Consider the following 12637-nt stretch of genomic DNA (forward strand, 5'->3'; position numbering starts at 1 on the left):
TTAAAGTTCGTTAACGACGTATTCAAAGAGTTTGAGGTCTTCTTCACGTTTGTCTAGGAGAAGCTCTGGGTGCCATTGTACACCAAGAAAGCGAAGGTCTGGACTATTTGACTCAACAGCTTCGACTGTGTTGTCCTCAGGATCACGCGCAATGACACGAAGGTCAGAGGCCAAGTGTTTGATACTTTGATGGTGGAAGGAGTTGATAGAGGTTCCACGTCCGTAGATTTCTGCTAACTTACTGTTCTCATCAACAATCATCTCATGGTAGAGGTAATCAGAAGGTTTGTCTTGCCAGTGATTTTCAATATCTTGATGGAGGCTACCACCTAGTGCGACATTCATGAGTTGGGTACCGCGACAGATTGAAAAGATGGGTTTCTTCTGCTTAGTGGCTTCCTCGATGAGTGCCATTTCAAAGATATCTCGTTCGAGGAAGAAGTCATCTTCACTGGCATGGTTCTCTTCGTTGTAGAATTTAGGGTCAACGTTTTGTCCACCGATCAGGATAAGCTTATCAATCATGGAGATGTAGGTCTTGGCTTCCGAAGGATCGGATACTGGTAGTAGGATTGCTAGGCCACCGGCTCTTTGAACTCCTTCTACAAAGCCAGATGGGGCATAGGACCAGTTGATGTCTTCATGGGCTGGATTAGGCCTTACATTGGCAGTGATTCCGATAATTGGTTTAGTCATTGTTTCTCCTTGATTTTTCTTCTTCTTTCATGAAATAGAGTAGGGTTTGTAGTTCGCTAGTCAAGTCTACGTATTGGACTACCACATGGCGTGGAAGATTGAGGTTGACCGGAGAGAAACAGAGAATGCCTTCAATTCCAGCATCAACCAAAAGATCAGCCACCTCCTGGGCCTTAACTGATGGCACTGTCAGGATGGCTGTTTTGATATCTTCTTGGGCAATCTTGTCCTTAATCTGGGAAATCCCATAGATAGGAATCTTGTCCTCGGTTTGAGTTCCAACCAATTCGTTATCGTCTGTATCAAAAGCCATGACCAGCTGCATGCGGTTACGCTCTTGAAAACGGTAGTGGAGGAGGGCACGCCCGACATTGCCAACACCTACGAGGAGTACCTTGGTTGTCGCATTGTCATTAAGGAGTTCAGCGAAAAATGTCATCAGTTTGTTTACGTCATAACCAAAACCACGGCGACCTAGCTCACCAAAATAGGAGAAGTCACGACGAACAGTAGCAGGATCAATCCCAATCGCTTCAGCAATTTGTTTAGAGCTTGCTTTGTCGATATTTTCACGATGGAATCGTTTGAAAATACGATAGTAGAGAGAGAGACGTTTGGCAGTGGCGTTTGGGATGTTTTTCTCAAATGTCATTGATCGCTTTCCTTTCTTTAATTAGTATAATTCTCTTATATTTTAAGAAAAGTTTGTGAAGATTGCAACAAAATAGTGTAGATGAGGCGATATAAAAAACCTATCACATGGATAGGCTATTTCTATGTAGTAAGAAAAAATTTAGACTTCTTCTTGCTCGAAAACGTTACGATCAACCAAACTCTGCATCAAGAAGTAGAATTTCTCTTGCAAGATGTGGTGATCTTCATTTTTAAAGATATTAACGTTACGAAGGCCAGATTTGTCTGTGATAGACAATTTGAAGCCGGTCAAGTCTTTGTTAATAGTGATTTTGAGTGGGAAACCTTCGCCTGAGTTAGGCACTTTTTCGAGAAGGCGGTGCAACTCGTAGTTTCCGATTTTATTTTGCACAAAAGTCGTATCACGTAGAGTGAATTTTTTGACATTAGGACTGATGGTGTAACGGTACTTACAGTCAGTCAAATGAATGCTTTTTTCAAATGCCATGTTAGTCTCCTATGATTTGATTAAGTTTTTCTGCTAGGGCTTGGAGTTCTTCAGCGGTATTTTTCTCTGATAAACTAATGCGAATGGCTGTTTTTAGCTTGTCAGAATCCTTGCCATAGAGGGCCTGGATGACGTGGCTAGGGTCAACAGTTCCAGCAGTACAAGCAGAACCTGTTGAGACAGCAAAGCCAGCTAGGTCTAACAAGGTTAAGAGAGGGCCGTTTTCCTTATCAGGAAAACTGATGTTGATGACGTGAGGTAGGCTAGGTCCTCCACCATTGATTTCATAAGGAATGGTAAGGGAATCTAGAAAGGCCTGACGAATCGTTTCAACATGCTGGTAATTGTCTTGGTAGTGGTCGCTAGCTTGTTTGTAAGCTGCGGTCATACCTGCAATCCCGACCAGGTTTTCAGTGCTAGCACGGCGTTTTTCTTCTTGCTCACCACCGTGGAGTAGGTTGTCAAAATGCAAATCGTTATGATAGAGCAAGCCGACACCTTTAGGTCCGTGGAATTTATGGGCACTAATAGAGAGAAAATCGGCTCCAAGTTCCTCTGGGTGAATAGGAAGTTTTCCTGCTACCTGAACGGCATCGACGTGGAAGGCAGCTTGGTGATTGGCAAGCAAGTCACCAATTTCCTTAATAGGAAGTAATTGGCCAGTCTCATTATTGGCATACATAACAGAAACCAGAATGGTATCGTCACGTAAGGCATCAGCGATTTGTTGGGCAGTAATGACTTGGTTTTCTGGTTGAATATAGGTTACTTCAAAACCAAAACGCTCTTCCAAGTAGGCCATGGTGTGAAGGACAGAGTGGTGTTCAATAGCAGTTGTAATCAGGTGCTTACCTTTAGCTTGATTGGCTAGGGCGTAACCTTTGATAGCTGTATTGTTTCCTTCAGTCCCACCAGAAGTGAAAATAAGCTTACGAGCAGGGACTCCAAAGTGTTTGGCCATTTCTTCACGGGCTTCACGAAGTTCCTTAGAAGCCTGTCGACCGTAAGCATGGAGGCTGGATGGATTCCCAAAGGTTTCAGTCATGACATGTGTCATAGCTGAAATAGCAGCAGTATTTAAAGGAGTTGTTGCCGCATTGTCCAAATAAACCATAGCTTAGTCCTCGTTTGCAGTGTAAGCAAAGAGTGGGCTAAGTGGTTGACGTTCGAAAATACGAGTAGTAGCGTTAGCGATTAGCTTACTTGCTGAAATGTATTTAACATTTGTAGGAACATTTTCTTTAGTTGCAACTGAATCTGTCACCAAGATTTCTTTAATTGGAGCAGCGTTGAGGACTTCAGCAGCACCTCCTGCAAAGAGACCGTGACTAGCTACTGCATAGATGTCTTTAACGCCACCACGTTCAAGGATTTTAGCAGCTTCAGCAAACGTTTTACCAGTGTTAAGGATATCATCAACCAAGATTGCTGTTTTTCCTTCAACCTCACCGATGATGTAGCCTTCTTCACGTTCTGAATCATCTTGAGCGTAGTCAATGATAGCGATTGGTGCATCAAGGTAGTCCGCCAAGCTACGAGCACGTTTAACACCCGAGTTTTTAGGGCTAACAACGACAACATCACTTCCTGTGAATCCTTTTTTGTTGTAGTATTCAGCAAACAAAGGCATTGTGAAGAGGTTATCTACTGGGATATCGAAGAATCCTTGAACTTGGACAGCGTGAAGGTCAAGCGTCAAGAGACGATTGACACCAGCTTTAACTAGCATATTGGCAATCAATTTAGCAGTGATTGGTTCACGTGACGCAGCGATACGGTCTTGACGTGCATAACCAAAGTAAGGCATAACAACGTTGACAGAGTTAGCACTGGCACGTTTGCAGGCATCAATCATGATGAGCAATTCCCAAAGGTGGTCGTTAACAGGGTTGCTAGTAGATTGGATGATATAGATATCGTCCCCACGAACAGACTCTTCAATGTTGATCATGATTTCACCGTCAGAAAATTGACGTGAAGATACTTTACCAAGTGGCAATCCAGTAGCCTCAGCAATTTTTTCAGCAATTTCTGGGTTTGAGCTGAGCGAGAACAATTTCAATTGTGGGTTTGCTTTTTGATGTACCATGACGATGGTGACTCCTTTAAAAAAATAAGATGCTAAGCCCAGTTAGGGCTATTGTAATAAAACTAAAGATAGTTCTATTTTAGCAAAAAGAAGCAGAAATTTCAGCCTTCAAAGTGTGATATTAGTGAAAAATACCGAACCTTTGTTAGATAAAATTCCTATGTATGCGTTTTTAGAGAAATCTATTACCCTCTGGAGTTCTAAATACTTGTGGTATTTGAAGCTACATGTGTTTAAAATAAAAAACAAGGAGCCAACTCCTTGTCTAAATTTTAGTCTTTGTCTCGTTTGAGGGTAGCTACAAAGCGTGCAACCTTACTCTTGGCATACTTAAAGTCAATGTTATTTTCTTTAAGAAAGGCATCAAAGTCGTCTTTACCTTTCTCAGCATCTGAAACTTCTAGTTCAAGCTCGTAGTCTTTCTTGTCAGCATAGACATTGACATCAAGAGCCATGAGGCCGATGTTGGTCTGGTACTCACGACGAGTTGTGGTCAAATGTCCGAGGATGGTTAGGTCCTCTAGTTTAACCCCACGTTCTAAAAGAATGGATTTGATTTGACAATCAGGAAAGTCCAGCGACTTAGTCAAAGCCTTAGCATCCGCACAATCCATGGTAACGTTGTACTCCATGTTCCCGACTTTTTCAGGGATTTTCAAGGTCAGCTCACCATGAGTGGGAAGTGTCCTAATACGCAAAGACAACTTTTTATTTCTCATGTCACTCTGAGGAGTGTCGATGTAGTAGTTTGTTTGCGTAACAGGTGTCACATGGGAGAAAAGCATCGCTAAACGATTGTACTCGTCTTTGGTGAGTAGAGTCTTGTACTCTATCTCTAAATGGTTCATGTGTGTCCTCCCTTGTGCTTTCAAATGTGGTATAATATAACAGATTGTATTTATTTTATAAAAAACTAAAGCTTTTGACAAGGAGGAGTCCTATCTTGACCATGGATTGGGAAGAATTTCTAGACCCCTATATTCAGGCCGTAGGTGAGCTCAAAATCAAGCTCCGAGGCATTCGTAAACAATTTCGTAAGCAAAATCGTCACTCGCCTATTGAGTTTGTGACGGGACGAGTGAAGTCAGTGGCTTCTATTGAGGAGAAAATCGCCCTTCGTGGCCTTTCGATTGAAAATTTGGCTCAAGATATGCAGGATATCGCTGGTCTCCGAGTCATGGTCCAATTTGTCGATGATGTGGATGAGGTTTTGGCTTTGCTTCGTCATCGTAGTGATATGACTATTGTTTCAGAGCGAGACTATATCAGAAACCGTAAAAATTCGGGTTATCGCTCTTATCATGTTATTATCTCTTATCCCGTTGATACCATAGATGGTCGTAAGGAGATTCTTGCAGAGATTCAGATTAGGACTTTGGCCATGAACTTTTGGGCCACCATTGAACATTCCCTTAATTACAAGTATCAGGGGAATTTTCCTGAGGAGATTAAACTTCGCTTGGAAACTACGGCCCGCATGGCTTATGAGCTTGACGAAGAAATGCGGAAGATACGTGATGATATTAGAGAAGCCCAGTTGCTCTTTGATCCAATTAATAGAACTTTGAAGGATAGTGTAGGAAATAGTGATGACACAGATGAAGACCTCTTCGGATGAGATGAAGGTAGCTATTATTGCCAATGGCAAACCCCAAAGTAGGCGTGTTGCCTCGAAACTTTTTAATGCCTTTCGAGATGATCCTGATTTTTATTTGACCAAGAAAAATCCAGATGTGGTCATCTCAATTGGTGGTGATGGCATGTTGCTATCGGCCTTTCATATGTATGAAAAAGATCTTGCGCGTGTGCGTTTTGTAGGGATTCACACGGGTCATTTAGGCTTTTATACGGATTATTTGGACAGTGAAGTGGATCAATTAATCGAGACGCTTCGAAAAGATAGTGGTGCAAAGATTTCTTACCCTCTTTTGAATGTCAAATTGACCCTGGCTGATGGTCGTTCTTTTACGTCGATTGCCCTCAATGAAGCAGCCATCAAGCGTAATGAGAAAACCATGGCAGCAGATGTTTGCCTTAATGATGTCTTGTTTGAGAGCTTCCGTGGAGATGGGTTGTCAGTGTCGACGCCTACAGGATCAACGGCCTACAATAAATCCTTGGGTGGTGCGGTCCTTCATCCCACTATTGAAGCCTTGCAACTGACAGAGATTGCCAGTCTTAATAATCGTGTGTACCGGACCTTAGGAAGTCCCCTTATTGTGCCCAAGCACGAGAAGATTACCGTTTATCCTACCCGAATGGGAAGCTACACTCTATCCGTTGATAATAAAACCTATACCAACCGTAATGTGAAAAAGGTAGAATTTTCGATTGACCAACGAAAGATTTCTTTTGTTGCTAGTGCTAGCCACACAAGTTTCTGGGAACGCGTACGTGAATCCTTTATTGGAGACATGGAAGAATGAGATATGAGTTTACAGTAGGGCGTTCCTGTCGAGTTAAGACTTTTTTGAAGGAGCATGATATTTCAAAAGGACTTCTGGCCAAGATTAAGTTTGAAGGTGGTCATATTTGGGTCAATGGCGAGGAGCAGTTTGCGACTTATCCTGTCCATGAAGGAGATGTGGTTGCCATTGAAATCCCTGACGAGGCACCGCATGAAACCTTGAAGCCAATTCCTTTTGACTTGGATATCGTCTATGAGGATGATAACTTCTTGGTGATTAATAAACCCTATGGCTATGCTAGTATTCCAAGTGTTAACCACGATAATACCATGGCTAATTTTGTCAAACATCATTTTGTCAGCAATAATTATCCCAACCAGCGTGTGCATATTGTGACACGTTTGGATAAGGATACCTCTGGTCTCATGCTGTTTGCTAAGCATGGTTACGCCCATGCTCGTATGGATAAACAGTTACAACAGAAGTCTATCAAGAAACATTACTATGCCTTGGTTGAAGGTGACACCAAACTTGAGAAGCAGGGAGAAATCATTGCCCCGATTGCGCGTGATGTCGATTCCATTATCACACGTCGAGTCCATAAGTCGGGGAAATATGCCCACACTAGTTATCGTTTGGTAGGTGATTATGGTAGGGTTAAACTGGTTGATATCAATTTGCATACTGGGCGTACTCACCAGATTCGCGTCCACTTTGCCCACTTAGGCCTTCCCCTTTTGGGAGATGATCTTTATGGTGGTTCTCTAGACTATGGTATTGAGCGCCAGGCCTTGCATTGTCACCGTCTTGCATTTGTTGATCCTTTTACCAAAAAAGAGATGGTCCATGCATCTTCCTTGACAGATGATTTTGAAACCGTTATCATGAACTTACAAACTAAAAAAGATTGATTGAGGAATTTTTTTATGCGTAGTCTATTTGGTGAACTTCGTGAACATATTTCAGGGAAAGGTGTTAAGATTGTTTTCCCTGAGGGTAACGACGACCGTGTGGTTCGTGCAGCAGCCCGTTTGAAATTTGAAGGATTGGTTGATCCTATTATTTTGGGAGACCCAGCAGAGGTTCACAAAATCTTGAACGATCTTGGTTTTGCAGACTTTAACTATACAATTATTAATCCTGAAACCTATGAAGATTTCGAGGAAATGAAGGAAAAATTTGTTGAAATCCGTAAAGGGAAAGCGACAATGGAAGATGCGGAAAAGTTGCTTCATGATGTCAACTATTTCGGTGTTATGCTAGTTAAACTTGGTCTTGCTGATGGGATGGTTTCAGGTGCTATTCACTCAACAGCGGATACGGTACGTCCGGCCCTTCAAATTATCAAAACAAAACCTGGTATTTCTCGTACATCAGGTGTCTTCCTTATGAACCGTGAAAATACCGATCATCGCTTGATGTTTGCTGACTGTGCTATCAATATTGAACCAAATGCTCAAGAATTGGCAGAAATTGCAATTAATACTGCTGAAACAGCTAAAGTTTTTGGTATTGATCCTAAAGTGGCCATGCTTAGCTTCTCAACAAAAGGTTCTGCTAAATCGCCAAAAGTTGACAGGGTTGTTCAAGCAACAAATATTGCTAAAGAAATGCGTCCTGACTTGGCTATTGATGGGGAGTTGCAGTTCGATGCAGCATTTGTTCCAGCAACAGCAGCTATTAAGGCTCCAGATAGTGACGTAGCAGGACATGCTAATGTCTTTGTCTTCCCTGGCTTGCAGGCTGGTAATATCGGCTATAAGATTGCCCAACGTTTGGGAATGTTCGAAGCTATCGGACCAATCTTACAAGGTCTTAATAAACCAGTAAACGATCTTTCTCGTGGTGCTAGTGCTGAAGATATTTACAATTTGGCGATTATCACAGCTGCTCAAGCTCTTAATGGCTAATTTTAACTTAGAAACAGAGGTTTAACCAAGGGGTTAGGCCTTTTTGTTTTATGCATGACTGGTGATTAAAAATAAATCGATTAAAGTAGCTAGAAATCCAGGAAATACAATGGACTGTTGAGTTTGCCGTGTTTCATTATGTACTTTGCTTGTGCAAAATATTCTGATAGTGACTGTTTTTCTTGATTATTTATGCTATAATGAAAGAGTAAAATTTTATTTTTTGGAGAAATCTTATGAAAAAAAGCAAATGGTTAGCCCTTGCGGGTGTCGCCCTTCTAAGTGTTGGTGCCTTAGCGGCTTGTTCTTCTAAGTCAAGTACTAGTGGAACGACTTATAGTTATATTTATAACTCAGATCCAGAATCCTTGGATTATATTACATCAAATACTGGACCAACTAAGACTGCTGTAACTAATGGTGTAGATGGTCTTATGGAAGCTGATAAATATGGGAACCTTGTTCCTTCAGTAGCTGAAGATTGGTCTGTGTCTCAAGATGGTTTGACTTATACTTATAAAATCCGTAAGGGTGTTAAATGGTATACTTCAGATGGTGAAGAGTATGCTGATGTGACTGCTAAGGACTTTGTGACTGGTCTTAAGCATGCGGCTGATGCCAAAGCTGGAGCCCTCTATTTGGTACAAGATTCTATTGCTGGATTGTCTGACTACCTTTCTGGTGCCAATAAAGATTTCTCAAATGTTGGCGTTAAAGCAATCGACGATTACACTCTGCAATACACACTTAAAAAACCGGAACCATACTGGAACTCTAAGACAACCTATGGTTTGCTCTTCCCAGTTAACGAAGACTTTCTTAAGAACAAAGGGAAAGATTTTGGTAAGTCAACGGACCCAACCTCTATCCTCTATAACGGTCCTTTCCTTCTTAAATCTTTGACAGCTAAATCATCTATCGAGTTGACTAAGAATGAGAATTATTGGGATAAGAAAAACGTGCATTTTGACTCTATCAAATTGTCATATTATGATGGATCGGATCAAGAATCACAAGAACGTAGTTTCTCTGACGGCGGTCTCAGCATTGCACGTGTCTACCCAACGAGTTCTAACTATTCTTCTGTAGAGAAGAAATATAAAGATAACATTTATTACACTGCACCAGGTGCGTCTACATCAGCCATTGGTGTTAATATCGACCGCCAAAGCTATAAATTCTCAGCCAAGAAGACGGATGCTGAAAAGACATCAACTAAGAAGGCTCTTCTAAACAAAGACTTCCGTCAATCAATCAACTTCGCAATTGATCGTACGGCTTATCAATCACAAATGAATGGTAAAGATGGTGCAGCTCTAGCTCTTCGTAACCTTTTTGTTCCTTCTGATTTTGTCAGTGCAGGTGATAAGACCTTTGGAGATCTTGTAACAGAGAAAATGTCCTCTTATGGTGATGAATGGTCAGGTGTCAACTTTACTGATGGTCAAGATGGCCTCTACAATGCTGAAAAAGCTAAGACTGAGTTTGCCAAAGCTAAGGAAACTCTCCAAGCAGATGGTGTTCAATTCCCAATTCACTTGGACCTTCCTGTTGACCAAAGTTCTAAAATCAATGTTGCTCAGGCCCAATCTTTGAAACAAACCATTGAGCAATCATTGGGTAGCGATAATGTGGTTATCGATGTTAACCAATTATCATCTGATGACATACAAAATGCAACCCTTAACGCGGCTAATGCAGCGGCAGAAGACTGGGATATTTCAAACGGTGTCATTTGGGGTCCAGACTATCAAGACCCATCAACTTACCTTGATATCTTTAAGACAACTTCAAGTGAAAATACCAAGACTTTCATGGGGTATGATGATCCAAACAATGCTGCCGCAGCTCAAGTAGGTCTTAAAGATTATGACGCCTTGCTTGATTCAGCAGCTTCAGAAACAACAGACCTCAACGCTCGTTACGACCGTTATGCTCAAGCCCAAGCTTGGTTGGAAGATAGCTCTCTTGTCATTCCATTGACTGTTGGTAACGGTGCAGCACCAGTTATCTCACGTTTGACACCATTTACGGGTGCTAGCATGCAGGTGGGTGATAAGAACTCATCAGACTACTTCAAATATGTGAAACCACAGGAAAAAGTAGTTACTAAGAAAGAATATGAACAAAGTCGTGAAAAATGGCTTAAAGAAAAGAAAGCATCTAACGAAAAAGCTCAAAATGATCTTGAGAAACACGTTAAATAATAATCTTGAGGAAAAGGCAGTTTGCCTTTTCCTTTTGTCAAAAAAGGGCTAATTCCTAGTGTTCATAAGGGGTATAATTGTGAGAAAGCCAGCATAAGACAAAATATTCTGAAAATTGTACTCATCTTATTTTTTATGGTATAATGTAGGCATATAAAAAAAGATTTTTTGGAGAATGCTTATGAAAAAAAGTAAATGGTTGGCCCTTGCGGGTGTTTCCCTCCTAAGTGTTGGGGTTTTAGTGGCTTGTTCATCAAAATCAAACACTTCAAGCAATACTTATAACTATGTTTATACTGCTGATCCTGAAACATTGGACTACCTTATTTCCAATAAAGGTTCAACGACTGATGCTGTGACAAATGGTGTCGATGGCCTTTTGGAAAATGATAAATATGGTAACTTGGTACCTTCTATTGCCAAGGACTGGACTGTTTCAGCTGATGGTTTGACTTATACTTACAAACTTCGTAAGGGAGTTAAATGGTACACTTCAGATGGTGAAGAGTATGCAGAAGTAACAGCTAAAGACTTCGTAACAGGTCTTAAGCATGCTGCTGATAAAAAGACAGAGTCAATTTACTTGGCAAAAGATTCTGTAGTAGGTCTTGCTGATTATTTCAATGGTACTGATAAAGACTTCTCTAAAGTTGGCGTTAAAGCTCTTGATGATTACACTCTTCAGTACACACTTAAACAACCAGAACCTTACTGGAATTCTAAGATGACTTATTCTCTCTTCTGGCCTGTAAATGAAGAGTTTCTTAAGTCAAAAGGGGATAGCTTTGGTAAATCAACAGATCCATCATCTATCCTTTATAATGGTCCATATATCCTTAAGTCATTGACAGCTAAATCATCTATCGAGTTGGCTAAAAATGAAAACTATTGGGATAAGAAAAATGTTCACTTTGACGGCGTTAAACTATCTTTCTACGACGCTTCTGACCAAGAATCGCTTGTCCGTAATTTCACTGACGGAGCTTATAGTCAAGCACGTCTATATCCAACAAGCTCAAACTTTGATTCAGTAGAAAAACAATATAAAGATAATATCTTCTATACACAACCTTCTGCAGATGTTCTTGGTGCTGGTGTTAACATTGACCGTCAGTCTTACAACCATACATCTAAGAAGACAGATGCTGAGAAGGACTCAACTAAGAAGGCTCTTCTTAACAAGGACTTCCGTCAATCAGTTAACTTCGCTATTGACCGTACAGCTTATTCAGCACAACTTAATGGTAAGAAGGGTGCGGCCCTTGCGATTCGTAACCTACTCGTAAAACCTGACTTCGTTTATGCTGGTGACAAGTCATTTGGCGATTTGGTAACTGAAAAGATGGCTTCATATGGTGATGAGTGGTCAGGTGTCAACCTTAAAGACAGTCAAGATGGTATCTTCAACGCTGATAAGGCTAAGACTGAATTTAATAAGGCCAAGGAAGCCCTTCAAGCAGATGGTGTTCAATTCCCAATTCACTTGGACCTTCCTGTTGACCAAGCGGCTAAAACAACGGTTGCACGTGCACAATCTTTGAAACAATCTGTTGAAAAGACACTTGGCAAAGAAAATGTCGTGGTAGATATTCATCAAATGTCTCAAGATGATCTTCTAAATAGCACATTGTATGCAGCTAACGCAGCAGCAGAAGACTGGGATATCAATATTTCAGTTGCTTGGGCGCCTGACTACGAAGACCCATCAACATTCCTTGATATCTTCAAGACAACAGCTAGTGAGAACACAAAAACTTACATGGGATTTGACGATCCTAATAATGCAGCAGCAGCTCAAGTAGGTCTTAAAGACTTTGATGCTTTGGTTGATAATGCAGCTAAGGAAACAAGCGACCTCAACGTACGTTATGAACGTTATGCAGAGGCACAAGCCTGGTTGGAAGATAGCTCACTCTTCATGCCACTTATGGTTAACAAGGGCGCTGCTCCAATGGTAGCTCGTTTGACACCATTCTCAGGTGCTTACTCTCAAGTAGGACCTAAGGGTTCTGACAGATACTTCAAGTACCTTGAACCTCAAAAAGATGTTGTCACTAAGAAAAACTATGATAAAGCTCGCGAAAGCTGGCTTAAAGAAAAGTCTAAGTCCAACGAAAAAGCTCAAAAAGACCTTGAGAAACACGTTAAATAAAAGGACGATGGAACTTTCTCATTAGATTGGGAAA

General features: G+C 41.2%; 12 protein-coding genes. 6 read left to right on the forward strand and 6 right to left on the reverse strand.

What is annotated here, in order from left to right:
• The 6 genes from AX663_RS03075 to AX663_RS03100 form a co-directional block, all read right to left on the reverse strand.
• Positions 1-696, reverse strand: a complete 696-nt coding sequence (locus AX663_RS03075) for a gamma-glutamyl-gamma-aminobutyrate hydrolase family protein (RefSeq protein ID WP_037601715.1) — start codon at positions 694-696, stop codon at positions 1-3.
• Complete coding sequence (locus AX663_RS03080) at positions 689-1348, reverse strand: redox-sensing transcriptional repressor Rex (protein WP_002884205.1); 660 nt, start codon at positions 1346-1348, stop codon at positions 689-691. Before AX663_RS03080 ends, AX663_RS03075 begins: the two co-directional genes overlap by 8 nt.
• Before the next feature lie 141 nt (positions 1349-1489).
• Entirely contained in the window at positions 1490-1837 is a 348-nt protein-coding gene (locus tag AX663_RS03085; protein WP_002884733.1) for a DUF1831 domain-containing protein, read from the reverse strand.
• 1 nt (position 1838) lies between these two features.
• Positions 1839-2951, reverse strand: coding sequence for a cysteine desulfurase family protein (locus tag AX663_RS03090; RefSeq protein WP_060972657.1), 1113 nt, complete (start codon positions 2949-2951; stop codon positions 1839-1841).
• A gap of 3 nt (positions 2952-2954) precedes the next feature.
• Positions 2955-3926 carry a ribose-phosphate diphosphokinase gene (locus AX663_RS03095; RefSeq protein ID WP_048673708.1) on the reverse strand — a complete coding sequence of 324 codons (972 nt, stop codon included), beginning with the start codon at positions 3924-3926 and terminating at the stop codon, positions 2955-2957.
• Positions 3927-4198: 272 nt separating this feature from the next.
• The gene (locus tag AX663_RS03100) at positions 4199-4774 is read right to left on the reverse strand and encodes a CYTH domain-containing protein (RefSeq protein ID WP_002886838.1); all 576 of its coding nucleotides are present in this window, start codon (positions 4772-4774) and stop codon (positions 4199-4201) included.
• A gap of 95 nt (positions 4775-4869) precedes the next feature.
• On the opposite strand from AX663_RS03100, the gene AX663_RS03105 reads away from it, so the two are divergent.
• The 6 genes from AX663_RS03105 (at position 4870) to AX663_RS03130 (ending at position 12603) form a co-directional block, all read left to right on the forward strand.
• Positions 4870-5544, forward strand: coding sequence for a GTP pyrophosphokinase (locus tag AX663_RS03105; RefSeq protein WP_014634828.1), 675 nt, complete (start codon positions 4870-4872; stop codon positions 5542-5544).
• Entirely contained in the window at positions 5516-6352 is an 837-nt protein-coding gene (locus AX663_RS03110; protein ID WP_060972658.1) for an NAD kinase, read from the forward strand. The genes AX663_RS03105 and AX663_RS03110 overlap by 29 nt, the downstream gene beginning before the upstream one ends.
• A complete protein-coding gene (locus AX663_RS03115) occupies positions 6349-7245 on the forward strand; it encodes an RluA family pseudouridine synthase (protein ID WP_060972659.1) in 897 nt (298 codons plus the stop codon). Before AX663_RS03110 ends, AX663_RS03115 begins: the two co-directional genes overlap by 4 nt.
• Positions 7246-7260: 15 nt before the next feature.
• Positions 7261-8244 (forward strand): phosphate acetyltransferase, encoded by a 984-nt coding sequence (gene pta, locus AX663_RS03120; protein WP_037601729.1) that lies wholly within the window; start codon positions 7261-7263, stop codon positions 8242-8244.
• Between the two features lie 236 nt (positions 8245-8480).
• Positions 8481-10451, forward strand: a complete 1971-nt coding sequence (locus AX663_RS03125) for a peptide ABC transporter substrate-binding protein (RefSeq protein ID WP_060972660.1) — start codon at positions 8481-8483, stop codon at positions 10449-10451.
• Positions 10452-10632: 181 nt separating this feature from the next.
• Positions 10633-12603, forward strand: a complete 1971-nt coding sequence (locus tag AX663_RS03130) for a peptide ABC transporter substrate-binding protein (RefSeq protein WP_002886844.1) — start codon at positions 10633-10635, stop codon at positions 12601-12603.
• Positions 12604-12637: the final 34 nt, after the last annotated feature.

It is taken from the genome of Streptococcus sp. CCH8-H5 (assembly GCF_001556505.1).
Classification (GTDB): domain Bacteria; phylum Bacillota; class Bacilli; order Lactobacillales; family Streptococcaceae; genus Streptococcus.

Excerpts from the sequence above, each read along its gene's own strand:
- AX663_RS03100 (WP_002886838.1), bottom strand. The coding sequence starts at position 4,774 with ATGAACCATTTAGAGATAGAGTACAAGACTCTACTCACCAAAGACGAG.
- AX663_RS03075 (WP_037601715.1), bottom strand. The coding sequence starts at position 696 with ATGACTAAACCAATTATCGGAATCACTGCCAATGTAAGGCCTAATCCA.
- AX663_RS03125 (WP_060972660.1), top strand. The coding sequence starts at position 8,481 with ATGAAAAAAAGCAAATGGTTAGCCCTTGCGGGTGTCGCCCTTCTAAGT.
- AX663_RS03095 (WP_048673708.1), bottom strand. The coding sequence starts at position 3,926 with ATGGTACATCAAAAAGCAAACCCACAATTGAAATTGTTCTCGCTCAGC.
- AX663_RS03090 (WP_060972657.1), bottom strand. The coding sequence starts at position 2,951 with ATGGTTTATTTGGACAATGCGGCAACAACTCCTTTAAATACTGCTGCT.
- pta (WP_037601729.1), top strand. The coding sequence starts at position 7,261 with ATGCGTAGTCTATTTGGTGAACTTCGTGAACATATTTCAGGGAAAGGT.
- AX663_RS03110 (WP_060972658.1), top strand. The coding sequence starts at position 5,516 with ATGACACAGATGAAGACCTCTTCGGATGAGATGAAGGTAGCTATTATT.
- AX663_RS03130 (WP_002886844.1), top strand. The coding sequence starts at position 10,633 with ATGAAAAAAAGTAAATGGTTGGCCCTTGCGGGTGTTTCCCTCCTAAGT.
- AX663_RS03080 (WP_002884205.1), bottom strand. The coding sequence starts at position 1,348 with ATGACATTTGAGAAAAACATCCCAAACGCCACTGCCAAACGTCTCTCT.
- AX663_RS03115 (WP_060972659.1), top strand. The coding sequence starts at position 6,349 with ATGAGATATGAGTTTACAGTAGGGCGTTCCTGTCGAGTTAAGACTTTT.
- AX663_RS03085 (WP_002884733.1), bottom strand. The coding sequence starts at position 1,837 with ATGGCATTTGAAAAAAGCATTCATTTGACTGACTGTAAGTACCGTTAC.